The following is a 23,357-nucleotide window of genomic DNA, read 5'->3' as shown; positions in this document are numbered from 1 at the left end:
AAAATTAAAATTTGAATTATTACTCAAACGCTATTGCTTGCTCAGTTCATGAACAACTACAACTCAAATCTTTAGATTTGGTTAATAATTAGATAACGTATAATGCAGTAATTTACTACCGAACATCATTAAACTACCAGCTGTATATGACAGCCACGTGAAGAATATGTGTCGGATATTTGTAAAACCTACTATTTAATTCTATGCTGTCAAAGCCTTTCTTGATTGTAAACTTTGGTCAATCAAGTGTTGCAACACTTAGCGCAAATCCACTGCATAGATGCAAAAAAAGAATAGGTTACATTACATATATGCAATGTAACCATAACATCAACCTCATCGGAAGCAGTTTTTTCAAAAACGAGGAGACTGCACGCAGCAAAAGTTAAATATCAAGGCAAAAAATTAGAGCAGACAGTTGTCATACTAAAGCTCAATATTGAAAAAACTGATACAAAAAGTTGAAAATGTTAATGAATGTGACAGTTAAATTTATATACTTCTTGTCTTGACGCAAGTCATCAAGGATACAAGCGATAGAACCGGAAGAAGAAGTTATCAATAGGCAAAACCTCGACGTCACGGAAACCGGCGGCTTGGGCATAATGTTGCAAGGTATCAGTCCGCATGACCGTACCCGTACCGCCACAGTGAGATTCACCGCCATCTGCCATACCTACCGGCAAGCAGTGTAGAACACTCCAGCCGTACATCATCCACTCAACATCATTACCAGCAGCCGTAAAGCGATCGCCAACGCGCTCATCGGCAATCAATACGGCACCATTTTCCCCTACTAGACGCCGCATAGTTTGGAGTGCGCCTACGGGATTACCCAAATCATGAATACATTCAAAAGCCGTCACCAAGTCATACTTTTTCGTTATTGTCGGGTGACTAACGTCACACTGATGGATCGTGACGCGATCGATTAATCGTGCTTCGCGGACATTTTGCCGTGCCAATTCAACTGAAGGTGGATCGAGGTCATATCCATCAACTTGCACCTTGGGGTATGCTTGCGCAATACCAATACTCGACCAACCGCCACCGCAACCGATGTCTGCAACCTGTGCAGGTGGATCAGCTTGCAATCGCGCATGAACATCAGGCATTGCTGGAAGCCACTGAGTGCCTAGCTGCTGAAGAAACATCGAGCGATTAATTGCTGCTTGTCCTTCGCGGAACATAGTTCCGTATTCGCTGTAAGGTACGCCACCACCGTTGCGATAAGCATTTAATAATGACGTCAAGGGACGTGTCACGCCTACCAACATATAAGTTAGTGGAGTGAGATAATCGAGGCTGTCGCGATCGAGGAGTGCTTCGACGTGTCCCGCAGGTAGGTGATAGCGTCGCGTGGTTGCTGGTGCGTTTTCGTCATTAACTTCTAGGATACCCGTAACTGTTTGCTGTTCGAGCCATTCACGCACATAGCGCTCAACCGCGTTCGTTTGAGTTGCGAGTTCCGTCGAAGTTAACCAGCCATCGGCAAGCGCTTGGTAGAAACCTAGGCGATCGCCAATATAAATTGTGAAAATATCAAAAGTCCCTGCAACTGACTTCAGCAACCGCTCAATCAAAGCTTCCTTTTGTTGTGTCGTCATCGGTTAATTTTCCTTCGTGTTTAGAATTGTGAGGCAGCGAGCTTGACGTCTGCATACTTCCAAGCTGCAATAAATCGTTGCTGTACCATTTGCGCTTCCTGAGTTTTGCCCTGCGCGCGCAAGCTTTGCACGAGTCCAAATAGCGACCAGCCATTGTGCGGATATTGTCTTAAATCTTCGCGATAAACAGCTTCGGCTTCCTTTGCTTGGCCTGCTTTGAGTAAGGTGTAACCCAAGTTATGACGCACAGGGTAATACCAAGCTGGCGGTTCGATGTAGCTCAGATTATCTTGGATGCGTACGGCTTCTTTAAGTTGTGCGATCGCCGCATTTGTTTGTCCCTCCGCGCTAGCAAGTTCCGCTGCTAGTACGTGCGAGGCAATATCTAACAACGTTGATGCTTGGGGAAACGATGCTAGGGTTAGCTCTTTCATTGCATCTGTCTGTGCAATTTTGCGTAGCTGTGCATATTCAGCTTTTGCCTTGTCGAGGTTTCCACGTCGCACATAGGCTAAACCACGCGCCCAGTGCCACATACCAGTCGTATATTGCAGTTCGGATGCTGGCTGTGGTTCTTGAAGGATCTCTTGCCATTTACCAAAGCGTACTAAGGCAAAGAGAGGCATCGGTTTAAAGTCTTCCAACGCAGGAATTTCGCGATACGCGCGATCAGGAATTTTCGCGACTAACTTGCGTGCGGCTTCGAGCGCTAAGTTGCTACGCCCTGCCATTTGTGCAGCAGCAAACAGAAAGTGAATATTGTGCGGATAGTACGCTAATGCATAGTAGCTGTGGACATTCTGATCGCGAGTTCCACCGACGCCATGTGTTTCATCTACGCGAATCGCGCGTTCGTTGATCCGTGCAGCATCGTAATAGCGCCCTACACGCCAGTAAACGTGCGAAGGCATATGAACTAAGTGTCCAGCATCAGGGACGAGTGTCTCTAGCCGTTGCGCGCTGGGAATTGCTCGTTCTGGAGTTTGTGAAGCTTCAACCGCATGAATGTAATAGTGGTTCGCTCCTGGATGATTAGGGGCACGCTGTAAGATTGATTCGAGGGTCAATACAATTTCGTTTGTGTACGTTGTCGGTTGTCCGTCCTTCGTCCAGAAATTCCAAGGTGTCAGATCCATTAAGGCTTCAGCATACAGTGTCGCGGCGTCTAGGTCGTTGGGATAGCGCTGCGAGAGTTCGCGCATAGCTTGGGCATAAGCTTTATCAAGTGACGTGCGATCTTTAACTGGCTGTGCAGTATAACGCTTTGCTAACGCTTGAATGTATGCTTGCTCAACTTGACTTGCTTTAGGTGCTAGATTCTGAGCTTTTTGCAATGCTGCAAAAGCTTTAGGAACTGCCGCATCGTTCATCGATGCGTTAATATTTGGACCTAAAACTAGGGCGATTCCCCAATAACACATCGCGCAGTCGGGATCGAGTCTTGCGGCTTCGCGGAATGAGCGCTCTGCTTCAGCATGGTTGAAGCCGTAGGCGAGGATGAGTCCTTGATTAAAGTAGCGTTGCGTCAGCGGATTTTTAGTTGAAATCGGATGGTGGTGGCTGCCAAGATTTAATAATGGGACTTTGCGATCGCCCAATTCGGTATGATAATGACCACTCGATTGACACGCGATCGCCTGTTGTAATGGTGTGGCAGTCCATTCTGATATTCCTAAAGCGATTAGTAAACTGAAAAGAAGTTTCGTGCGATTCATTTACGTCACCTCATTTGCATGAACAATGCCAAACTGAACTGACTGTAAGGAATACTTCATCGCCTCAACTTGTATTTCAGGATACGATCAGTAAAGAATTGCGATCGTAGGCATTGACAAAAAAGAACTGAGACTGAATATCAAAATCTCAATCTCAGTATTCTTAATGTTATTGTCTAGCAGGTCGAATTTATGTTTATTTAAATTAGTTGCAGTAGTGCTTCAGTGCGATCGCTTATAGATAAAGTACTCCTAATATTCAAGCTCTCAAAACCAATACTTTTGACAACGGAGACTAATTTTCATTTTTTGAGGAACACGCCGATGATGAAAACGTGATGGGGGAGGAAGTGGCTGATTTTTAGCATTAGTCAATAACCAACAATAAACCAACCAACATCCATAAGTTAGAAAGTAAACTATGGGTTCCATAATTATTTGTAATAGCGTTGTTCAATCCAAATACGCATTTCAGCTTCAGAAGCAAGGCTAATCTTCTTGTCTGTTGCTGAATCATAGGCTTGCCAATAAGAACGCCCATAACGGTCTTTTTTCTGCCAAACTTGTACATCATCCCGACTTGTTAAGTATCGAAATAAGCGAAGCAGAATAAACTCAACTAACTGTTTAAATTTGTTGTTTTTTGGCAAAAATACATACGAAAAGACTACGTTTTTCATAAATTTATAAAATCATTTTTCTTTCATTTTTAGTTTTCCTATAAATTTCTTTTTAAAAGAAGGTACAAAATAAAATATTTTAAATAGTACAGTTTGAACCAATACCAACTGTCCTAGATAAATAAAGTGAAAGTGTACTAGGACATCTATCAAAGAATCATTTATGATGACTAAACATCATCGGATTGTCATTCTTCAAGAAGGACGGAACCGTGAGAATTCCTTTAGAGCGGCATTCATCCAAAGCAGTTTATTTACAGATCCGCGATCGCATTCGTCGTTTAATCGAAACCGGAGCCTTGCAAACTGGTGACAAACTGCCTTCAATTCGTGCTTTAGCCGAAAATACAGGAGTTAATAAGCTAACCGTTATCGAAGCCTACAACGTTCTGGAAGCTGATGGATTAATCGCAGCGCGCCCAGGTTCAGGGTATTTTGTCAATCCCACTCTTCAGCCAAAATCCGTTTCAAATTTTGCACCGCCGCAAGATGTGATTGTCTCCGAACAACCACCGCCATATCCATTTGAGGAAGCAAAAAGCGGCGCGTTTTTCAATCACTATATGGCATCGCTGCAAGCGCGTTCCTCACCAGGAATGATTGACTTAAGTAGCGGGTTTCCCTCAGACTCCGGTTTAGAAGATTTACCGCGTATCGCCCGCAGAGCAGTTAAGCAAGTGACTGGTAGTTTATTTAACTACGACAATCCGCAAGGGCAATTAATGCTGCGGCAGCAAATCAGCCGTATGCTTGTACAGCAGCATGGCATGAATGTCACACCAGAGGATCTCATTATTACCAATGGTTCTAAGCAAGGGCTGTCGCTCGTTGTTCACTACTACGTCAAACCAGGCGATTGGGTCATCGTTGAAAGTCCTACCTGGCACGGAATGCTATCACTTTTATACAGCATGGGAGCAAGAGTCATCGGTATTCCAATGACCGCTGAAGGAATGAATCTGGAGTTATTAGAAAAGAATCTCTACACGTATCGCCCAAAGCTGATTTTTACCGTCAGCACCTTGCACAATCCTACCGGAATCACCACTTCGCAAGCACATCGTCAGCAATTGCTACAACTTGCGGAACGTTATGACTGCGTAATTCTAGAAGATAATGCTTATGAAGGGTTAAACTTTGAACCTGTCCCCGCCCCAATTAAAGCTTTAGATCGTAAAGATATCGCAACTTATGTTGGTACTTTTTCTAAAACTTTAATGCCAGGTATCCGCGTCGGTTACTTAGTCGTCACTGGAAAGCATTATCAGCCGTTAGTCGAACGCAAATTACTCGACGATCTGCACGTGTCTACAGTATCTCAAGCGATTGTGAGCGAATATCTTGCATCAGGACACTATCGCCATCACTTAGCACACTTACAAGCCCAACATCGTCAAAGTCAAACGGCAATGTTAGCTGCTTTGCAAAAGTATTTCCCGCCCTCCGCATCGTGGACGGTTCCTAATGGTGGTACTTTCTTGTGGGTACAAATGCCCGCCGTCCCAATGGCTGAAATTTATCAGCAAGCATTATCACGCGGAGTTTTTGTTGCTGAAGGAACACCGTTTTTCCCAGGACAACAAGGCTATCCGGCATTACGTCTCAATTTTACGCTATCGCCAGACAAGATTGAGCGAGGTATTGCAGTATTGGGAGAATTAGTGCAAGCGTATTTGTCACGCACTGCTTGAGCGTTGTTCGCATTGATAACGTAAACGTCATGTCGCTTTTTCGGTAGACAGCAATTCTTTGGGTTGCAAAAATAGCTGACATGGAATCCAGTTACGTAGCTGTTCAAATGACTTTAAAGCTCTCGCCATCACACACCGAAATGGAGCAAGCGTTTTATCGTAAGGATACTAGTTATGACGGCGTGTTTTTTGTAGCTGTCCGCACCACAGGTATTTTCTGTCGCCCGTCTTGTCCTGCCCGCCCAAAACCGGAAAACATTGAATTTTTTCCCACAATTCGAGATGCCGTTTTTGCAGGATATCGTCCGTGCAAACGATGTCATCCTTTGGAGGTATACGGGGTACTGCCAGATTGGGTTGCGAGGTTGATGCAGCGTGTAGAAACTACACCAAATGTCAAAATTACAGATGTAGAACTTCGTTCGCTGGGTTTAACTCCTGAACGAGTCCGGCGCTGGTTTCAAGAGCATTACGGAATGACGTTTGTAGAATGGTGTCGCGGACGACGTCTGGCGAATGCTTTCACTCAAATCCGCGCGGGAGCCACACTCGATGATGTTGTCTTCACTAATCAATATGAATCCCATAGTGGTTTTAGAGAAGCTTTCAGTAAAGTCTTTGGTGTCCCGCCAGGGCAGAGCCAAACCAGTGACTTTATCGCAACGCAAATTTTAGAAACACCTCTAGGAGCATTGCTGGTTGGTGCAGTCAGTGAAGGTGTATGTTTGATTGAATACGCAGATAGGCGAATGCTAGAGCATAACTACGCCACAATCCGCAAACAGTTTGGCTATCCCGTTCTGCCTGTCACAAATTCCCACATCGAGCATTTGCGAGCGGAACTTTCTCGTTATTTTGTGGGGCAGCTGACCGAGTTTACAATTCCTTTAGTTTCTCGCGGTACTACATTTCAAGAACAAGTTTGGTCAGAGCTACAGCGCATTCCCTATGGGAAAACAATTTCTTATGACGAACTGGCTCGACGCATCAATCAACCAACAGCAGTTCGTGCCGTAGCCAGAGCGAATGGAATGAATCGGATCAATATCCTCATTCCTTGCCATCGCGTGATTGGCAAAAATGGGCAGTTAACTGGATACGGCGGTGGACTTTGGCGAAAACGCTTACTGTTAGAACTGGAGCGTACTGGAAAGTTACCAAGCAACGAGACAATTCAGTAGTTCGGCAATTTTAGGCATGAAACCGATTGATTTAGCGCGTTTATTCTTACTAGCCGCGCTTTGGGGTAGTTCGTATTTATTTATCCGAATTACGGCTCCCGTTTTAGGAGTATTCTTCACCATCAGCTTACGGGTCATTATTGCAGCATGTGCATTGGGTTTATATGGAGTGCTTGCACAACAACTCTCCACTCTCAAAACCCGTTGGTTGTCCTATCTTTTATTGGGTTTACTAAATAATGTAATTCCTTTCATATTGATTGCGATCGCTATTGTTAATCTCAATGCATCGATTGCAGCGATTCTCAATGCAACAACTCCTTTATTCACTGCAATCGTAGCAGCTATCTGGCTCAAGGAACCATTAAATAAACGAAAAATTGTAGGGCTATTGCTTGGTATTGTTGGAGTTGCCATCTTAGTTGGATGGAGTCCTTTGCTACTGTCGCTATCAGTCATTTTAGGAGGACTATCAGCTTTAATTGCTGCACTCTTTTATGGTATTGCTGCTGTATATGCGCGTCGGAGATTTAGGCACAACCGAGCAACTGAAACCGCAATCGGGCAATTGGTTGGTTCTAGCGTTTTACTTATTCCTGTTACTTTTACGTCTATCCCCAATACTGTTCCCTCTACTGAAGTCATTCTCGCAGTAATCACACTTGCGATCGCCTGTACAGCGTTTGCCTATTTACTCTACTTTCAACTAATTGCTAAGGCAGGTGCAACCCAAGCAGCAACCGTCACTTTTCTGATTCCTGTTTTCAGTCTGCTATTTGGAAAAACTCTACTTGGTGAACCCGTTAACTTTGGCTTAATCATTGGACTTATAACAATTTTATTGAGTATTTGGCTAGTTTTTAATACAAAACACTAGAAATGAATTTTAAGAACTTTTTAACACAGAAGAGCTTAGCGCATGAAATCGCAGTTACACTAAACTTTACCCCTGAAGCGATTAGCGATCTTCGATTCGTAATTAGCTCATCGCCTTTAGTTCAGCCACAACTTTAGCTGTCAAGCTTTTTTACAGGAAATTGCACTTCTGTGACATAAGATTCATCGTCTTGTTGATTGCCACCAACAATATAAACTTCACGGTTGGAACCCGTAATTTTATAGCCACTAGCTTCAATCCAAGCAGGTAATGCAGCGTAGGCGCGGCTAATCGTGTTGTAACTGCCATTGTGGACAACACAAGCCATTTCCACGCGGGGTAGTTCGTAGACTTTGATGCGATCGCTACCATACACCTCTTCTACTGCGATCGCAACTTCCCAATCAATATCCGTATCTTTATATGCACTGTCGTGCCAAATTCCTGCACAGTAACTACTTTCTTTAACTCCTTGACAAAGTCGCAAATATTCTAGTAACTCATCATAAAGCCCTGCCACAGCGTGAAAGCTTGGTATTATTTCCCGAATTGCCGCAACTTTAATCGGGGTAACAGTTTTGACAACAACATCATAATCAGGCATGTTATCCTCTTCCATCTGCTGAAGTCTCGCTGCGACGCGCTGTAATCTTGCTTGTTCTTCTGCAACTAATCGTTGTAGTTCAGCGTGCTTCAGTTGCAGCATTCCCTGAATTTGTGCTGGTGAAATTTCATTTAGAAGCTTGGCAATTTGTTCTAGCGAGAAACCTAAATCTTTGAGTGCCAAAATGCGATTGAGTCGAGGTAACTGATGGGCTGCGTAATAGCGATAGCCAGTAAACTCATCTACGTGTACTGGTTTAAGTAATCCCATTTGGTCGTAGAGACGCAATGCTTTGATTGATACATGGCTGAGTTTGGAAAAGTCGCCGATTTTCAGCATTCTTCCGGTTTTGGGTAATAGTTATTAGTGTTTAAATAATGACCAATTACCAGTTAACATTTACCCACCTTGAATTTATGTTCATTTTCATCCACTTACTTCAAATTATCAAGTGGGTGTATGTGCTAATTCCAATTTGATACCATCGGGGTCGAGAAAGTAGACAGCATAGTAACCTGGTAGATAGTCATATTCAGCAGGCGGATCGAGAATTGTAACTTGCTGCTCGAGCAGTTCTTGATACAGTTTGTCTATATCTTCGCGACGATCGGCACTAAACGCTAGATGATGCAATCCTGGAGAATAGCGATCGCATTTTTGATGAAATTGCTGCTTCGCTGGAGAAATCGTCATCGCACTGTGAGAACTTGCCCAAAGAATTAATTGTTCTGTTTTTTCGCCTTGTTCATAACCCATAAAGCCGAGTAGTTTGTTGTAAAAAGCTTCTGATCGCTCCATATCAGATACCGTCAAGGCAATATGATGAATCGCTCCTAGTTTCATAACTATGTATCACCTCTGTTGCATTTAATTCACAGTAAACACTCTTCCCCAAGGGCAGAGTCAAGCTTGGCGTCGATATTGGTGAATGAATTCTGATATGATTTGCGTCGGTCTGTGGTATGACACAATCAGTAATGACTCACTCTGTCTCTGTCTCGGTTCCGGCGACAACGGCTAACTTAGGTCCTGGTTTTGATTGTATTGGTGCAGCGTTGACGCTGTATAACCATTTCAAGTTTACGCATCAAGAGGAAGTCGCAATTCGCGTGACAGGAACAGAAAGCGATCGCGTCCGCACGGATGAGACTAATTTGGTTTATCGCTCGTTTGTCAAATTATATGAACATATCGAACAAACACCACCATCTGTGCATATAGATATTGCGATGGATGTGCCGCTAGCGCGGGGTTTGGGAAGTTCCGCAACAGCTATTGTTGGGGGTTTGGTTGGGGGAAATCTACTGGCAGGGGAACCACTTGATACAAATGCGGTGATGGAGTTGGCGATCGCTTTGGAAGGACATCCTGATAATGTGGTTCCGGCGTTGTTGGGGGGATGTCGGTTGGCGGCGAGTGTTGGGGGAAATGAACCACAAAGGCACCAAGGACGCAAAGGTTGGGAAGTTTGTGATGTGCCTTGGCATGAGAGCATAGTGCCTGTGGTGGCGATTCCTGATTTTGAGCTTTCAACGGTTGAGGCGCGGCGAGTTTTACCGAGTGAGGTGAGTCGAGGGGATGCGATTTTTAATACGGCGCATTTGGGGTTATTGTTACGCGGGTTGGAGACGGGAAATGAAGCTTGGATTCGGGCGGCGTTGCAGGATCGATTGCATCAGCCTTATCGTCAAGCTTTGATTCGCGCTTATGAAGCGGTACAACAAGCGGCGATCGCTGCTGGGGCGTATGGTTTGGTTATTAGTGGTGCAGGTCCTACACTACTTGCTTTGACGAACCAAAGACAAGCTGAGGCGGTAATTGCGGCGATCGCTCAAGCTTGGCAGCAAGTAGGAGTGAATCCACACGTGCGATCGCTCGAAATTGATAAGTTCGGTGCGCGTAGCACGATTGAGGTAGCCTAGTAGGTACTATGAATGATATCCAAGCAGAAATTACGGCTCTTCAAGCTCAAATTGCGGCGCTACGTCAGGAACGTACTTCACTGACAACTGATCCGATAGATTTAGAAAATGCCTCTCCAGAGGCGATCGCGGCTGCTTACCGTCGTCGTGCTAGAGAAGATTTACAATTGTTCGCTGAAGTCAAGGGCATTGATGATGCGATCGCGGCTTTAGAATCACAACTTGCGCAAAAAATCAAGTTAGCATCGCAACTTTCCCAAAATGATTCGTTAGCACAACGCGTCGCTGCTGGTAAACAACAAGCGCAAGCCCAAGCTGAACGCATTAATCAACTCGCCGCTGAACTCGCAGATGAATTGCGATCGCTCAAAGCCATCGCGGACGAACTCAGTCCCAGTTATTGGCAAGTGTACTACAAACCTTTAATTACTGGCTTCAAATCGATCTCGGTTCCCTACATCCGCACCGATGGCGACGTATTAACAATCGTCAATCGCATTGTTTAACATTATTTGTATTTGTTGTTGTGTCGATAGTCCACGCCGGTGGACTTTGTTTATTGAGTCGCGAATTTATTCGCCAGGCTCACATCATCACAAATTCACATTCTTTGAGCAACCTGAAGCACAGAAAGATAACCAACCGGAATCCTCTCAATACCGTTTCTTCCCAACAATTCCCTGATTCCCGCGAACAACGCGTCTCGCTTGTGCAGTTCTAACCTAATATATGGTGACAACGTACCTAAAAGCGTCAAATAGTCATCAACACTATGAATCGCTTCCCAAGTCAATTGTTCAGACATCAAATCTTTAAATCGCCCTGAATCAATCACCGCTTGTCCAAACGCTTTGAGATTTTCTTCTTGAATGCTTCTTGCTTCATATTGTGCAAGCGACGGCGCGTAAGTCTGATAAACCTCCTCTAACAGTTGATAAATAGCGAGTGGAGGTTGAATCGGAATCGCATTCCACAGCAAAATGAACGAAGCCTTATCTTGCAGCGCAGCAGCAGCTTTTTGATACCCAATTTCAGGTGAAATCCAATGAAAAGAAGTTGCAGCAATTACAGCATCGAATTTCCTAGCCTCTAACTGCCATTCTTCAAATGAAGCATTGATAATTTCTACGTTCGGATACTGTAAGCAATTTTGCTGTGCTAACTGCCACATTTCTTGGTTTGGTTCCAAACAAACCATCGAAAAGCCAAGATCTGCAAACGCGACTGTTGCAATCCCAGGACCACAGCCTACTTCTAAAATAACTCCATCATCAGGCAGTTTAGCCCACTCGACAGCACGGTAAATCAACTGTTGCGGATAGCGCGGTCTGACTCGGTTGTAAGCATCTGCTGCTGTACTGTACCAGTTTTTTCTTTGTTCTGAAGTGTAGACACTAGCAACGGTAGTGTACCAGCCATGAGGTTGTTTCGCTGTCATTGAGGGAACCTTTACAAAAGACTTGCTGCATGAATCACAAACGCCCTTTGACTGAAGTCAGGGGCTACTCAAGCAAAGTGTACTTTCGTACGAAGCAAAACTCTTATCAATAAGTTCACAGTGGTAGATTGTCTTTTGTTTGACTGCGAATTTATTCGTCAAGCATTCATGCAGGAGGTTTAAAGTTCACGTGCGTGGACTACCCTGCGGGAAGCCCTTCGGGTTCGCAGTCGCTTCAAGTCGGCACCGCCCAACGCGCTACTCACCGCTGCGCGTCTATGTTTACTTAGCCGTGACTTCAGTTGCCAGCTTAACATTTATTCATTAAGATTTGTAATAGCAAAGTCTAGTAAGTATTTATTCTTATGATGTCAATGTAAATATCCAAAATACACCTTCTCAAAACTTCACGTAACTTAATAGAATGTATGTCATAGGCAATAGGTATTTATCCTCAGTCATGCTTAGCATACAAATTCCTTGGTTAACAACTGTCATTCTGTTACCGCTAGTGGCTGCCCTAGCCATTCCTTTGATTCCAGACAATCAAGGTAAAACAGTTCGCTGGTACGCCTTGGGTGTAGGAATTGCGGACTTCGTTCTGATGGTATACGCCGTTTGGCAGAACTACGATTTACAAATCTCAACATTTCAACTTGCTGAAAGCTATCCTTGGATACCCCAGCTAGGCATGAATTGGTCGGTTGCGGTAGATGGCTTATCGTTACCGTTGGTATTGTTAACAGGCTTTGTGACAACTTTGTCAATCTTGGCAGCGTGGAACGTGACGAAAAAGCCACGCTTATTTTTCGCGTTGATGCTGATGATGTACAGCGCGCAAATTGGCGTCTTTGTTGCCCAAGATATGCTGCTGTTCTTCCTGATGTGGGAACTCGAATTAGTACCTGTTTACTTGCTGATTTCGATTTGGGGAGGACAAAATCGCCGCTACGCCGCAACAAAGTTTATCCTCTACACCGCTGCGGGATCGATATTTATCCTCGTCGCCGCGTTTGCGATGGCAATGTATGGCGATGTTGTTACCTTTGACATGGCAACCTTGGGTATTAAGCAATATCCTAGAGCGTTTGAATTATTAGTTTACGCTGCATTACTCATTGCTTTTGGCGTTAAGTTACCAATTTTCCCATTACACACTTGGCTTCCAGACGCGCACAGTGAAGCTTCTGCACCTGTATCAATGATTTTGGCGGGTGTATTGCTCAAAATGGCAGGCTACGGGCTAATTCGCATGAATATCGAAATGTTGCCCTCGGCTCATGTTGCGTTTGCTCCTGTACTCGCTATTTTAGGTGTCGTCAATATTGTCTACGGTGCATTAACCGCGTTTGCGCAAACAAATCTCAAGCGCCGCTTAGCTTATTCTTCGATCGCGCACATGGGTTTTGTGCTAATCGGTATTGCTTCGTTTACCGAACTTGGTATCGGTGGTGCAGTACTGCAAATGGTATCGCATGGTTTGATTGCGGCTAGCTTGTTCTTCTTATCCGGAGTCACCTACGAGCGCACGCATACGCTGATCATGGAGAAAATGGGTGGTATGGCGCAAGCAATGCCCAAAGTTTTCGCACTCTTCACCGCTGGGGCGATGGCTTCATTAGCGCTACCTGGAATGAGTGGCTTTGTTGGTGAATTAACGATCTTCTTGGGAATTACCACGAGTGATGCTTACAATCCTGCGTTTAAGGTTGTTGTAACTCTCTTAGCTGCGGTGGGCGTGATTTTAACTCCAATCTACTTGTTGTCGATGCTGCGCCAAGTGTTTTACGGCAAAGACAATACTGGCATTGTGATTGAAGAGTATCTTGGGGATGCGAAGCCACGCGAGGTATTTATTGCAGCTTGCTTGTTGCTACCAATTATCGGCATCGGGATGTATCCAAAGTTGGCAACTCAGACGTATGATGTAAAAACAGTTGCGGTTGCAGCGCAAGTACGTCAAGTTTTACCGACAGTTATCGCGCAAAAGCAGCGATCGCCTTTATACTCAACTGCATTAGTTGCACCACAGCTGGCTGTACCTGAATCACAAGTACTGATTGCTAGCGAATAAGTCAAAGTTCCACTGTCAACGCAATGAAGATCTTACGCTCACTTTTACTTGCTCCTATTTTTGCTTTAGCGTTTAGCACTGTTGCCCAAGCTGTAGTTAGAACACAAGTTGTACAATACAAGCAAGGCAACACGGTATTAGAAGGATATCTTGCCTATGATGATGAAATTCAAGGTAGACGTCCTGGCGTGATGGTTGTTCATGAGTGGACAGGAATTAATCCCTATATCCAACAACGCGCACAACAATTAGCAAAACTAGGATACGTTGCGTTTGCAGCTGATATTTACGGTAAAGGTATTCGACCTAAAAATCCCCAAGAAGCAGCAGCACAAGCTAAAATCTACAGATCTAACCGTCAGTTGATGCGCGATCGCGCTTTGGCGGGGTTACAGGTTCTCCAAAAAAATTCTTTAACTGATGTCCAACGCATTGCTGCTATTGGATACTGTTTCGGTGGTAGCACTGTGTTGGAACTCGCGCGTAGTGGGGCAAATGTCGCTGGTGTCGTCAGTTTTCACGGTAGTCTTGATACACCAAATCCCAGTGATGCGAAAAATATCAAAGGCAAAGTACTTGTTTTACATGGTGCGGAAGATCCTCTAGTACCGCCTGAACAAGTTTTAGGCTTTGCTGAGGAAATGGGTACCGCTGGCGTAGATTGGCAATTAATCGCTTATGGTGGTGCTGTTCACAGTTTTACAAATCCTGAAGCGGGTAATGATAAATCTCAAGGTACAGCGTATAATCAGTTAGCTGATCGCCGTTCTTGGCAGGATATGCGGCAGTTTTTCGCGGAGATATTTGGTGTAAGGTAACGAACCACAGAGAAATGAGTGAACAAGACCTTGTGGCTAGAGTTGCAGAGTTGGAGGAAAAATTAGATGCTACGTTGAAGGTAGTGTCTAAACTAGTGACTGCTTTGGATTCTATGCGTAGTGGCGATCCTAAGTTTATTTTTGAGATGGACTTAGTAAAGCACTCTTTATGTGAAACAGGATATTTTGAAAATAAACCTTTAGAAGAATAAGCTGATTGGGTTTTATATTTGTATTTAAACTTATTATTTAGCAGCGCTTATTGCGATCGGGCGCTGTTTGGCATTTTTATGGACAGCTTATTTGGAAAGAATGATCCAAACCGCGTGAACGATTCCTGGAATGTAACCTAGTAAAGTGAGAAGGACGTTAATCCAAAAATCTCGACCTAATCCTACCTGCAAGAAAACACCAAGTGGCGGTAGGAAGATTGCACAAAGTAATCGAATAATGTCCATTTTTATTTCAATCTAACAACAATTTGCCAGCCTGATCGTCGATGAACGGTAGAGGCTGATTTCTTAAGATAGTCTTAAATTGTATTTATACTAACACAGGGCTTAGCCACCACTGATTTTTGCTTTATAGCCTAGTTGAGTAAGGATTTCCACGATTTTTTGCTTGTGATCGCCTTGAATTTCAATTTCGTTATCTTTGACAGTTCCGCCAGTACCGCATTGCGTTTTTAACTGCTTTACCAGTGCAGTTAAATTTTCGGGTTTTGTTTGAAAACCAGTAATTACCGTTACTGTTTTACCCTTGCGTCCTTTACGCGAAGCTTGGACGCGGAGATTTTGTTGCGCAGGTGGTAATTCCTGGGTTCCGCGTTCGAGTGCAGGGGAATTGTCGCCGCCAAACTCGCGGTAAACATAGGGACTATCCGAAGATTTACGATTCGCAGCAGCCATAGTAATTACTTAACTCTAAACTTCAGCATACGCGAGCAGAGGAAGCAGAGGAGCAGAGGAGAATAAATAATTATGAAATAGGAATAGGTCTGAGAGTTTAATTTATAATTAATTAACCGTATTTTGTTATTTTAGCCAGTCTGTGACTACTACTCCCTTACCTGCGCAATCGCAAGCTGAACAACGCCCCGACTCACTCGGACGCTTTGGGCGCTTTGGTGGTAAATATGTACCTGAAACGTTGATGCCGGCTTTGACTCAACTAGAAGCAGCATATCAACTATATCGCCACGATCCAGAATTTATCGCCGAGTTACAAGAATTGCTGCGAGATTATGTAGGAAGGGCTACGCCATTATATTTCGCGGAACGTCTGACGGCACATTATGCCCGACCTGATGGCACAGGCGCACAAATTTATTTAAAGCGCGAAGATTTGAATCATACTGGCGCGCACAAAATTAATAATGCCCTAGCGCAAGTATTACTTGCCAAGCGCATGGGTAAACAGCGGATTATTGCCGAAACAGGTGCAGGACAACACGGCGTTGCCACGGCTACAGTTTGCGCGAGATTTGGCTTAAAATGCATAATTTACATGGGCGTTCAAGATATGGAACGCCAAAGCCTTAACGTGTTTCGGATGCGGTTAATGGGCGCGGAAGTTAGCCCTGTTTCAGCGGGAACAGGAACGCTTAAGGATGCAACTTCTGAAGCAATTCGCGATTGGGTAACGAATGTAGAAACGACTCACTATATTTTAGGTTCGGTTGCAGGTCCGCACCCGTATCCCATGATTGTACGTGATTTTCATGCTGTGATTGGTAAAGAAACTCGCACGCAGTGTCTAGAAAAATGGGGGGGATTACCTGATATTCTTCTCGCGTGTGTGGGTGGTGGTTCTAATGCAATGGGCTTATTTCATGAATTTGTGAATGATTCCTCTGTAAGATTAATTGGTGTTGAAGCCGCAGGCGAAGGCGTCAATACTGAAAAACACGCGGCTACTTTGACTCAGGGACGGGTTGGCGTGTTACACGGGGCGATGAGTTATCTCTTACAAGACGATGACGGTCAAGTTTTAGAAGCACACTCAATTAGTGCAGGGTTAGATTATCCTGGGGTAGGACCTGAGCATAGCTATTTAAAAGACATACAACGAGCAGAATATTACAGCGTTACTGATGAAGAAGCGTTAGCCGCATTTAAGCGTACAGCGCAGCTAGAGGGAATTATTCCGGCGCTTGAAACTGCACACGCGATCGCATATCTCGATACTTTATGTCCGCAACTCGAAGGAAGTCCGCGAATTGTCATCAACTGTTCAGGGCGTGGCGATAAAGATGTGCAAACTGTCGCGAAGCATCTTCAGTAGATTTTGGTTATAGGTAATTGGTTCAATTGTCTCTCTACCTTTCTTTCGAGAATCAACTCAACTCTACTGGTGCAGGCGATAGTTCCGCAATATATTTAATTGCAGCGATACAGTTGGTAATCGTAACCATTGACGGGTGGTGAAGATAGAGCATCAATTGTACAGCTATCTACTTCCACTGGAGCGTGAAAATTAATTAACCACAAGTCTAACGGTCGAGAAAAATTATTGACGGCTTGTTGTAAAGTCGTCGTGGGTGCGCTGGTTTCACGCGCTAGCAGAAATTGCGGCGTATCAATTCCAGCCAATTTAAATTCCCTTCCTAGACCCATCATTTCGCCAATTTGCACGTGCGTTTTGTGCGTTGTCGCAATAAGTATTGGCGATCGCGAGGCATTTTGCATAATTTCCAGCATCAAGTCAGGGCGGTAGTATTTTTGATAACCCAAATTACATACTACCGTAATTGCACTTAGTAGCCCCATTAGCCAGATTAACGCGACAGCACGTTTTCCTTGCTGATTAGGAGTCCGCCAACATACTGCAAGACTTGCTCCGAGTAAAACCATCACCGCCGGAAAGTAGACGAAGTTGTAACGCGCACCACGAGTCAGATCGATCCCAAAAACGTAAGTGAAGAAAAAGAACAACGCGATCGCACTACACACAATTCCCACAAAAACCCACGTCATTAACCGCGTTTTCGATTGCGTGAGTTTTACTTTGATGCCACGATACAACCAAGGTAGCGCCCATAAAAAGAAAATGAGCATCACAAAACCCGAAGCAATCACAATCGGTAGTTGTCGTGCTTCCACTGGTAGCAACGATATCATCGTCAGCCAAGCCGCTAGTGCTTGAAAAATCGGATTAAGTAACGCTAATAATCCATTGCTTCCATTTTGAATCCAATCAGTGAGATCGCTACCATAATTGTTGTGGAAGAATACAGGTAGCCACACTAAACCACCCAAAAACGTCCCCACCGCAACGAGCAAAATTTGCCACCAAGGATCAGCACTCGACATTAACCGAAAGCCAGTACGCCGATGCTGACGCCACCACAACACGCTTAACACAATAGCTTCAGCACACAAAGTCAACACAAAAAAATAGTGCGTGGCCATTCCTAAAAAATTTGCAGCAATCCAAACAATAACGAGCCACAGGGGTATGAGTTTACGGTACTCAAGCCGTCGAATTGCGATCGCTAAACAACTCAAAGAAGCAATCACCCATAAAATTGCTAGTGTGTAATGTCGGGCTTCTTGCGCTAGAAAAATGCCATAAGGCGAAACCGCCATCATCGCCGCCGCTAGCTGACTCACAAGGCGGGATCGAAAACTCAGCCAACTCAATCCATAAATTGCTGGAATCGATGCTGCACCAAGTAACGCCGGAAGCGATCGCGCTACCCATACCGAAACTAAATCTGTTGACTGCGGCAACCAAAAATTCATCCACAAATGAGCTAGCACAAAGTACAGTGGTGGATGATTGCTTTCTGTGATTAAGTTTTGAACAACTTGGACAACGCCATGATTTGGGTTAGGCTGCAACGGTTGCAAAAGTGTATCAAGCGCGATCGCCTGATTTAAAGGAACACCAAGAAAACTATTACCCAAGCTAAAAACTAGCGTTGAGAACTCATCTGTCCATGGTGGTTTACTAGCAAGTAGCGTCAACCGCAAACCAACAGCGATCGCCGTCCATCCCAACAGCAACAATATATCTTGATATTCGGTCTTGAGCTTGTGATTGCGTGACATCAGTAAGGAAGTGTAGTTTGAACGCTGGTCATTGGTAATCGATGATTGCGGAAAATAGACATCAAATATTCCCTATTCGCCGTTACCCATTACCCATCACGGAAAAAGTGTCATGACTCATCAGATTTTTAATATTTACTGACACAATTGAAACAGAAGTGCAGTTAATTCCTGATGTTCTGTGACTAATAAAGCTGTTGAAAAGATTCTGGCGCGTGTTTTAACGGGTGACGAATTATCTCCACAAGAGGGAGTCATCTTATTACAGCAAACCGATGAAGACGCGATCGCGGCAATTCGCGATACCGCCGATCAACTCCGCCGCTTGCAGGCAGGGGAGACTGTAACGTATGTTATTAATCGTAATATTAACTTTACTAATATTTGCGAACAGCACTGTAGTTTCTGCGCATTTCGCCGCGATTCTGGTGAAAAAGAAGCTTACTGGCTCGATTGGGGGCAAATTCTCGAAAAAACCACCGATGCAGTACAACGCGGTGCGACAGAAATTTGTATGCAAGGCGGATTAAACCCGCAAGCGAAAATCAACGGGCGTTCTTTGCCTTATTACCTAAAACTCGTAGAAACCATCAAAACACAATTTCCGCAACTGCACTTACACGCTTTCTCACCCCAGGAAGTTGAATTTATCGCGCGAGAAGACGATATGAGCTATGCCGCTGTCATTGCTGCTTTGCGTGATGCTGGAGTGGGTTCAATGCCAGGAACCGCCGCCGAAGTCCTCGACGACCGAGTCCGGCGGATTTTGTGTCCAGAAAAAATCAACACAACGACTTGGCTCGAAATAGTCAGTACTGCGCATCGCTTAGGTTTACCAACAACCAGTACAATGCTTTCTGGACATATTGAGACACCCCAACAGCAGATTCATCACCTCGAACAATTGCGATCGCTACAAAAAACAGCGCGCGATCGCAACTATTCCGCAGCAATTACCGAATTCATTTTGCTACCATTCGTCGGTCAAGAAGCCCCTAAAGCATTACGCCGCCGCGTCGGTAGAGATCAACCAGTACTTGCTGATGCCTTATTACTCACAGCAGTAGCACGGATTTTTTTAGGAAACGTCATACCCAACCATCAACCCAGTTGGGTCAAGCTAGGACTAACAGGAGCAACAGAAGCTTTAAAGTGGGGTTGCAACGATATTGGCGGCACTTTGATGGAAGAACACATTACTACAATGGCGGGTGCGATCGGCGGTACGTGTATGGAAGTAGAAAATTTACACACTGCGATCGCCTCTATCAAAAGACCTTACGCCCAACGCGATACTCTCTATTGCCTAATCAAAAAAGACCAGAAGCAAACGGTTAGTAGCCAGGAGTGATGAGTGGTATAGAAAACTATTCCTCCTCTGCCCCTCTACTCCAAATAATTGATCCCCGCAGTGCCATTCCGAGATAGGATGGACGTTGATTTCTGTCTTTTCTCACTTAATGCTTATGAAGCGCTATTGGTCACGTCTACTTGCCCTCGCGTTGGTTGTTGTCATCGGCTTGACGGGCTGTTCTAGCAACGCTTTCTCAGACAGTCTGAGTGGGGATTATCGTCAAGATACGCTTGCTGTGGTAAACACACTGAGAAATGCCCTTGATTTGCCTGATGATGCGCCTGAAAAAGCCGAGGCGCAAACAGAAGCCCGTCAAAAGATCAACGAATTTGCAGCGCGTTATCAACGAGATGGTAGTGTTGCTGGTTTAAGTTCTTTCACGACAATGCGAACTGCATTAAATTCTTTAGCAGGGCACTATAGTTCTTACCCAAATCGTCCAGTCCCAAAAAAACTCAAACAACGGTTAGAACAAGAATTCAAACAAGTAGAAATGGCGCTTAACCGAGGTAGCTAAACTCTTCATAATCATAAAAGATAAGTTGCAAGTAGCGAGCAAGTTCACTACTAAAAAATAAAATCTTACTCCTCAATGAATTTGACAAGATCAGTCGCCAAAAGCTAATAAGTCTAATGATTTGAGCAGTTGAGTTAAACACCTGAGGCGGTTTCCTTCATGTGCCACACTTAAGAAATTAAATGGCTAAGGAAACCGAATCAGAGCTTTTGTAGTCTCTAACACTAGTCTTAAAGACTCTGTAACGCAGGGTACTTACTAGTGACCTATTAGCGTGCCTTGCGACGTTGTTCTAGTGCAGCTAGTAACAGATAATCTAAGGCGCTGTTTTTTTAAGCAACGCTTGTTGAGGTCATCACGTGTGCGTTGATGATTAGCCTTGCCACCATCAGTCTTACAAGACTGATTTATTGATCGTACTTATGTTGTGTTTGTGGTAATGTTCAACCATCGTTTGAGATTTGCCCGTCCTCGCTTTGCTTGGCAACGTTTGGCTGCTACTGTGTTGACAAGTAGCTTATTGAGTGCCAATTTTGGTAGTCTTCCGCTGGCTCAAGCACAAACAACAGCGTATTGTCAGCTAACAACAGCAGCAACCCGAGAAAAAGAAACTTTACGTCAAGCAGCACTACGAGGCAACACAGACGCGCAGAATCGCTACAGAGCGCTTGTAAATCAACACGCTCAAATTTTACAGGACTGCCGCAATCGCACTTGGCCTCAAACCCAAGCAGTATGGCTACGGTTATATCCGTGTGATGTTCAACCAGGAGTCCTCGATAAAGTAATGGATCAGGTTGTTAATCGTGGCTATAACCAAGTGTATGTAGAAGTATTTTACGACGGTCAAGTTTTGCTACCAGCGGCAGCAAATCCCACGGTTTGGCCGTCGGTGGTTCGAGTTCCTGGGGCTGAAAGAACCGATTTACTTGCCCAAGCAATTCAAAAAGGACGCGATCGCGGCTTGAAAGTCTATGCTTGGATGTTCATGATGAATTTTGGCTACTCCTACGGACAGCGCCCCGATCGCCAATCGGCACTAGCGCGCAACAGTAAAGGCGAAACAAGCTTGTATGTCGTCGATAATGCTAGCCAAGTATTTGTCGATCCTTACAACTTGCAAGCCAAACGAGATTATTATCAGCTAGTTCTCGAAGTTATGCGCCGTCGTCCTGATGGCGTTCTCTTCGACTACGTGCGCTATCCCAGAGGGTTAGGCGCGGGATCTGTCGTCAACAGAGTTCAAGATTTGTGGATTCATAGCGAAGCTGCGCAACAAGCCTTGTATCGTCGGGCGCTGAACAACAAAGGACTCAATTTGATTCAACGCTTTCTCAGTAAAGGGTATGTCAGCGCCAGAGATATCGAAATCGTCGATCAACTGTATCCGCAAGAAGGCGAACCGTTATGGCAAGGTCGCACGCCGCCCCCAGCACCACAACCACCAAACGAACCGCCAACGGCTGCACAAAGACAGCCCCAACTACAATGGGAATTATGGCAACTCAGTGTTGCTCATGCAATTCAAGGTATCATCGACTTTTTAGCAGTCGCAGCGTGGCCCGTCCAGCGCCAGGGAGTTAAAGCAGGTGCAGTATTTTTCCCAGATGGCAACCAGGCAGTTGGTCAAGGGTATGACTCGCGCCTACAGCCTTGGGATCGCTTTCCGACGACTTTAGAATGGCATCCGATGTCTTACGCAGCCTGCAATAATACGAGTTGTATCGCGGCTTTGGTACAGCGAGTTTTGCAGTACGCGCCCCCAGGTACGCAGGTTATTCCTGCGATCGCTGGAGTTTGGGGAAAACCAATTAGCAATCGCCCATCTTTAGAAGCCCAAATGCAGGCACTCCGCGCCTATGCGCCACGTCTTCAAGGAATCAGTCATTTTGCCCTGTCTTGGCAAGATCCACAGCTAGAAAGCGAGCGCAAATCTTGTAGAATCCGCTAAACTCCTACAACACCCGTAAACACTCGCTGCGCAGGTCCCGTCATCCACAAACGCTGATCGACTTCGGACCATTCGATTTGTAAACAACCTCCAGGAAGTTCGACTGTCGCTAGGCGATCGCATCTTCCTGTCAATACACCTGCGACTAATGCCGCACAAGCCCCTGTACCACACGCCAAAGTAGCCCCTGCACCGCGTTCCCACACACGCATTTTTAAGTAGTCGCGACGCACGACTTGAATAAATTCGGTGTTCGTTCGTTGCGGAAAAACGGCGTGATGCTCAAATTGTGGACCAATCTTTTCTAAAGGAATTACCGCCACATCTTCAACAAACGTAATACAGTGCGGATTTCCCATACTGACACACGTCACATCCCAACTTTGCCCTGCGACTTCCAAAGGCTGATCGATGACCTTCTGATTTTCCGCACCTAAAGTTGTTGGAATTTCGCTTGCCAATAACCGAGGGACACCCATATCTACTTTGACTTGACCATCAGACATGATTTGCGGTGTAATAGTGCCAGCCAGCGTATGAATCCGTTTTTGGCTATTTTCTTGCTGATTACCGTCAATTTCTGCAACAAATGCCGCTAAACAACGAATGCCATTACCGCACATCTCCGGTTCTGAACCATCAGAATTAAAGATCCGCATCGTGTAGTCAGTGCCATTTTGCCCTGGTAGCGCGAAAATAACGCCATCTGCACCAATACCAAAGTGGCGATCGCATAACATAATTGCCTGTTCGGGCGTGACGACAGGTTGTGATGACAAGCGATTGTCAATCAAAATAAAATCGTTTCCGAGTCCGTGATATTTGGCAAATTCAATCGTCATAGGATTTTAAGTGAGTGAAAATAAATGTAACTTA

22 protein-coding genes are annotated in these 23,357 nt (G+C 44.9%); 12 read left to right on the top strand and 10 right to left on the bottom strand.

Annotation, left to right across the window (positions count from 1 at the left end; translation table 11 throughout):
* Nucleotides 1-521: 521 nt before the first annotated feature.
* The 3 genes from GLO7428_RS08400 to GLO7428_RS08390 all read right to left on the bottom strand — a co-directional run bounded on the left by GLO7428_RS08400 (nt 522) and on the right by GLO7428_RS08390 (nt 4,002).
* Nucleotides 522-1,607, bottom strand: coding sequence for a bifunctional 2-polyprenyl-6-hydroxyphenol methylase/3-demethylubiquinol 3-O-methyltransferase UbiG (locus GLO7428_RS08400; RefSeq protein ID WP_015188137.1), 1,086 nt, complete (start codon nt 1,605-1,607; stop codon nt 522-524).
* A 20-nt stretch (nt 1,608-1,627) separates the two neighbouring features.
* The gene (locus GLO7428_RS08395) at nt 1,628-3,322 is read right to left on the bottom strand and encodes a hypothetical protein (RefSeq protein ID WP_015188136.1); all 1,695 of its coding nucleotides are present in this window, start codon (nt 3,320-3,322) and stop codon (nt 1,628-1,630) included.
* A 434-nt stretch (nt 3,323-3,756) separates the two neighbouring features.
* A complete protein-coding gene (locus GLO7428_RS08390) occupies nt 3,757-4,002 on the bottom strand; it encodes a hypothetical protein (RefSeq protein ID WP_015188135.1) in 246 nt (81 codons plus the stop codon).
* Between the two features lie 212 nt (nt 4,003-4,214).
* Here GLO7428_RS08390 and GLO7428_RS08385 point away from each other — a divergent pair, with 212 nt between their 5' ends.
* The 3 genes from GLO7428_RS08385 (at nt 4,215) to GLO7428_RS08375 (ending at nt 7,751) form a co-directional block, all read left to right on the top strand.
* Nucleotides 4,215-5,693: a PLP-dependent aminotransferase family protein gene (locus GLO7428_RS08385; protein ID WP_015188134.1), complete on the top strand. Its 1,479-nt coding sequence runs from the start codon at nt 4,215-4,217 to the stop codon at nt 5,691-5,693.
* Nucleotides 5,694-5,800: 107 nt separating this feature from the next.
* On the top strand, nt 5,801-6,874 hold the full coding sequence (locus tag GLO7428_RS29590) for a bifunctional transcriptional activator/DNA repair enzyme AdaA (RefSeq protein WP_041919017.1): 1,074 nt from the start codon (nt 5,801-5,803) through the stop codon (nt 6,872-6,874).
* Between the two features lie 16 nt (nt 6,875-6,890).
* Entirely contained in the window at nt 6,891-7,751 is an 861-nt protein-coding gene (locus tag GLO7428_RS08375; RefSeq protein ID WP_015188132.1) for a DMT family transporter, read from the top strand.
* Nucleotides 7,752-7,884: 133 nt separating this feature from the next.
* Here GLO7428_RS08375 and GLO7428_RS08370 read toward each other — a convergent pair whose 3' ends face one another.
* Nucleotides 7,885-8,694 carry a MerR family transcriptional regulator gene (locus tag GLO7428_RS08370; RefSeq protein WP_015188131.1) on the bottom strand — a complete coding sequence of 270 codons (810 nt, stop codon included), beginning with the start codon at nt 8,692-8,694 and terminating at the stop codon, nt 7,885-7,887.
* Between the two features lie 108 nt (nt 8,695-8,802).
* Nucleotides 8,803-9,198, bottom strand: coding sequence for a VOC family protein (locus GLO7428_RS08365; RefSeq protein ID WP_015188130.1), 396 nt, complete (start codon nt 9,196-9,198; stop codon nt 8,803-8,805).
* Between the two features lie 134 nt (nt 9,199-9,332).
* On the opposite strand from GLO7428_RS08365, the gene thrB reads away from it, so the two are divergent.
* Both thrB and GLO7428_RS08355 read left to right on the top strand, forming a co-directional pair.
* Nucleotides 9,333-10,277, top strand: a complete 945-nt coding sequence (gene thrB, locus GLO7428_RS08360; RefSeq protein WP_041918562.1) for a homoserine kinase — start codon at nt 9,333-9,335, stop codon at nt 10,275-10,277.
* Between the two features lie 8 nt (nt 10,278-10,285).
* Nucleotides 10,286-10,783, top strand: a complete 498-nt coding sequence (locus GLO7428_RS08355) for a hypothetical protein (RefSeq protein ID WP_015188128.1) — start codon at nt 10,286-10,288, stop codon at nt 10,781-10,783.
* 95 nt (nt 10,784-10,878) lie between these two features.
* Here GLO7428_RS08355 and GLO7428_RS08350 read toward each other — a convergent pair whose 3' ends face one another.
* On the bottom strand, nt 10,879-11,715 hold the full coding sequence (locus GLO7428_RS08350) for a class I SAM-dependent methyltransferase (RefSeq protein WP_015188127.1): 837 nt from the start codon (nt 11,713-11,715) through the stop codon (nt 10,879-10,881).
* Between the two features lie 460 nt (nt 11,716-12,175).
* On the opposite strand from GLO7428_RS08350, the gene GLO7428_RS08345 reads away from it, so the two are divergent.
* Genes GLO7428_RS08345 through GLO7428_RS08335 form a run of 3 tightly spaced genes read left to right on the top strand, consistent with a single transcriptional unit; the run spans nt 12,176 to nt 14,819 of the window.
* On the top strand, nt 12,176-13,789 hold the full coding sequence (locus tag GLO7428_RS08345) for an NAD(P)H-quinone oxidoreductase subunit 4 (protein WP_041918561.1): 1,614 nt from the start codon (nt 12,176-12,178) through the stop codon (nt 13,787-13,789).
* A 23-nt stretch (nt 13,790-13,812) separates the two neighbouring features.
* A complete protein-coding gene (locus GLO7428_RS08340; RefSeq protein ID WP_015188125.1) occupies nt 13,813-14,607 on the top strand; it encodes a dienelactone hydrolase family protein in 795 nt (264 codons plus the stop codon).
* 14 nt (nt 14,608-14,621) lie between these two features.
* Nucleotides 14,622-14,819, top strand: coding sequence for a hypothetical protein (locus tag GLO7428_RS08335; protein WP_041918560.1), 198 nt, complete (start codon nt 14,622-14,624; stop codon nt 14,817-14,819).
* 87 nt (nt 14,820-14,906) lie between these two features.
* Here GLO7428_RS08335 and GLO7428_RS26555 read toward each other — a convergent pair whose 3' ends face one another.
* Nucleotides 14,907-15,065, bottom strand: a complete 159-nt coding sequence (locus GLO7428_RS26555; RefSeq protein ID WP_015188123.1) for a YqaE/Pmp3 family membrane protein — start codon at nt 15,063-15,065, stop codon at nt 14,907-14,909.
* 102 nt (nt 15,066-15,167) lie between these two features.
* Nucleotides 15,168-15,515: a translation initiation factor gene (locus tag GLO7428_RS08325; protein WP_015188122.1), complete on the bottom strand. Its 348-nt coding sequence runs from the start codon at nt 15,513-15,515 to the stop codon at nt 15,168-15,170.
* 142 nt (nt 15,516-15,657) lie between these two features.
* Between GLO7428_RS08325 and trpB the strand changes: the two genes are divergently transcribed.
* A complete protein-coding gene (gene trpB / locus GLO7428_RS08320; RefSeq protein WP_015188121.1) occupies nt 15,658-16,890 on the top strand; it encodes a tryptophan synthase subunit beta in 1,233 nt (410 codons plus the stop codon).
* A gap of 95 nt (nt 16,891-16,985) precedes the next feature.
* Here the strand turns inward: trpB and GLO7428_RS08315 are convergent, their stop codons facing one another.
* Entirely contained in the window at nt 16,986-18,659 is a 1,674-nt protein-coding gene (locus GLO7428_RS08315) for a hypothetical protein (RefSeq protein WP_015188120.1), read from the bottom strand.
* A 181-nt stretch (nt 18,660-18,840) separates the two neighbouring features.
* On the opposite strand from GLO7428_RS08315, the gene cofH reads away from it, so the two are divergent.
* The 3 genes from cofH to GLO7428_RS08300 all read left to right on the top strand — a co-directional run bounded on the left by cofH (nt 18,841) and on the right by GLO7428_RS08300 (nt 22,481).
* On the top strand, nt 18,841-20,010 hold the full coding sequence (gene cofH / locus GLO7428_RS08310; RefSeq protein WP_015188119.1) for a 7,8-didemethyl-8-hydroxy-5-deazariboflavin synthase subunit CofH: 1,170 nt from the start codon (nt 18,841-18,843) through the stop codon (nt 20,008-20,010).
* Nucleotides 20,011-20,119: 109 nt separating this feature from the next.
* Nucleotides 20,120-20,530, top strand: coding sequence for a photosystem II protein Psb27 (gene psb27, locus GLO7428_RS08305; protein ID WP_196797478.1), 411 nt, complete (start codon nt 20,120-20,122; stop codon nt 20,528-20,530).
* Nucleotides 20,531-20,969: 439 nt separating this feature from the next.
* Complete coding sequence (locus tag GLO7428_RS08300) at nt 20,970-22,481, top strand: family 10 glycosylhydrolase (protein WP_015188117.1); 1,512 nt, start codon at nt 20,970-20,972, stop codon at nt 22,479-22,481.
* Here GLO7428_RS08300 and dapF read toward each other — a convergent pair.
* Nucleotides 22,478-23,323: a diaminopimelate epimerase gene (gene dapF, locus GLO7428_RS08295; protein ID WP_015188116.1), complete on the bottom strand. Its 846-nt coding sequence runs from the start codon at nt 23,321-23,323 to the stop codon at nt 22,478-22,480. The genes GLO7428_RS08300 and dapF overlap by 4 nt on opposite strands.
* Nucleotides 23,324-23,357 lie beyond the last annotated feature (34 nt).

The organism is Gloeocapsa sp. PCC 7428, assembly GCF_000317555.1.
In the GTDB taxonomy this organism is placed as follows: Bacteria; Cyanobacteriota; Cyanobacteriia; order Cyanobacteriales; family Chroococcidiopsidaceae; genus Chroogloeocystis.
Note: the sequence above shows the minus strand (reverse complement) of the source record. Positions and strands in the feature narration are given on the sequence as shown.

Coding starts and splice junctions, on each gene's coding strand:
- GLO7428_RS08400 (WP_015188137.1), bottom strand. CDS start 1,607: ATGACGACACAACAAAAGGAAGCTTTGATTGAGCGGTTGCTGAAGTCA.
- GLO7428_RS08395 (WP_015188136.1), bottom strand. CDS start 3,322: ATGAATCGCACGAAACTTCTTTTCAGTTTACTAATCGCTTTAGGAATA.
- GLO7428_RS08390 (WP_015188135.1), bottom strand. CDS start 4,002: ATGAAAAACGTAGTCTTTTCGTATGTATTTTTGCCAAAAAACAACAAA.
- GLO7428_RS29590 (WP_041919017.1), top strand. CDS start 5,801: ATGACTTTAAAGCTCTCGCCATCACACACCGAAATGGAGCAAGCGTTT.
- GLO7428_RS08375 (WP_015188132.1), top strand. CDS start 6,891: ATGAAACCGATTGATTTAGCGCGTTTATTCTTACTAGCCGCGCTTTGG.
- GLO7428_RS08370 (WP_015188131.1), bottom strand. CDS start 8,694: ATGCTGAAAATCGGCGACTTTTCCAAACTCAGCCATGTATCAATCAAA.
- GLO7428_RS08365 (WP_015188130.1), bottom strand. CDS start 9,198: ATGAAACTAGGAGCGATTCATCATATTGCCTTGACGGTATCTGATATG.
- thrB (WP_041918562.1), top strand. CDS start 9,333: ATGACTCACTCTGTCTCTGTCTCGGTTCCGGCGACAACGGCTAACTTA.
- GLO7428_RS08355 (WP_015188128.1), top strand. CDS start 10,286: ATGAATGATATCCAAGCAGAAATTACGGCTCTTCAAGCTCAAATTGCG.
- GLO7428_RS08350 (WP_015188127.1), bottom strand. CDS start 11,715: ATGACAGCGAAACAACCTCATGGCTGGTACACTACCGTTGCTAGTGTC.
- GLO7428_RS08345 (WP_041918561.1), top strand. CDS start 12,176: ATGCTTAGCATACAAATTCCTTGGTTAACAACTGTCATTCTGTTACCG.
- GLO7428_RS08340 (WP_015188125.1), top strand. CDS start 13,813: ATGAAGATCTTACGCTCACTTTTACTTGCTCCTATTTTTGCTTTAGCG.
- GLO7428_RS08335 (WP_041918560.1), top strand. CDS start 14,622: ATGAGTGAACAAGACCTTGTGGCTAGAGTTGCAGAGTTGGAGGAAAAA.
- GLO7428_RS26555 (WP_015188123.1), bottom strand. CDS start 15,065: ATGGACATTATTCGATTACTTTGTGCAATCTTCCTACCGCCACTTGGT.
- GLO7428_RS08325 (WP_015188122.1), bottom strand. CDS start 15,515: ATGGCTGCTGCGAATCGTAAATCTTCGGATAGTCCCTATGTTTACCGC.
- GLO7428_RS08315 (WP_015188120.1), bottom strand. CDS start 18,659: ATGTCACGCAATCACAAGCTCAAGACCGAATATCAAGATATATTGTTG.
- psb27 (WP_196797478.1), top strand. CDS start 20,120: ATGCTTATGAAGCGCTATTGGTCACGTCTACTTGCCCTCGCGTTGGTT.
- GLO7428_RS08300 (WP_015188117.1), top strand. CDS start 20,970: ATGTTCAACCATCGTTTGAGATTTGCCCGTCCTCGCTTTGCTTGGCAA.
- dapF (WP_015188116.1), bottom strand. CDS start 23,323: ATGACGATTGAATTTGCCAAATATCACGGACTCGGAAACGATTTTATT.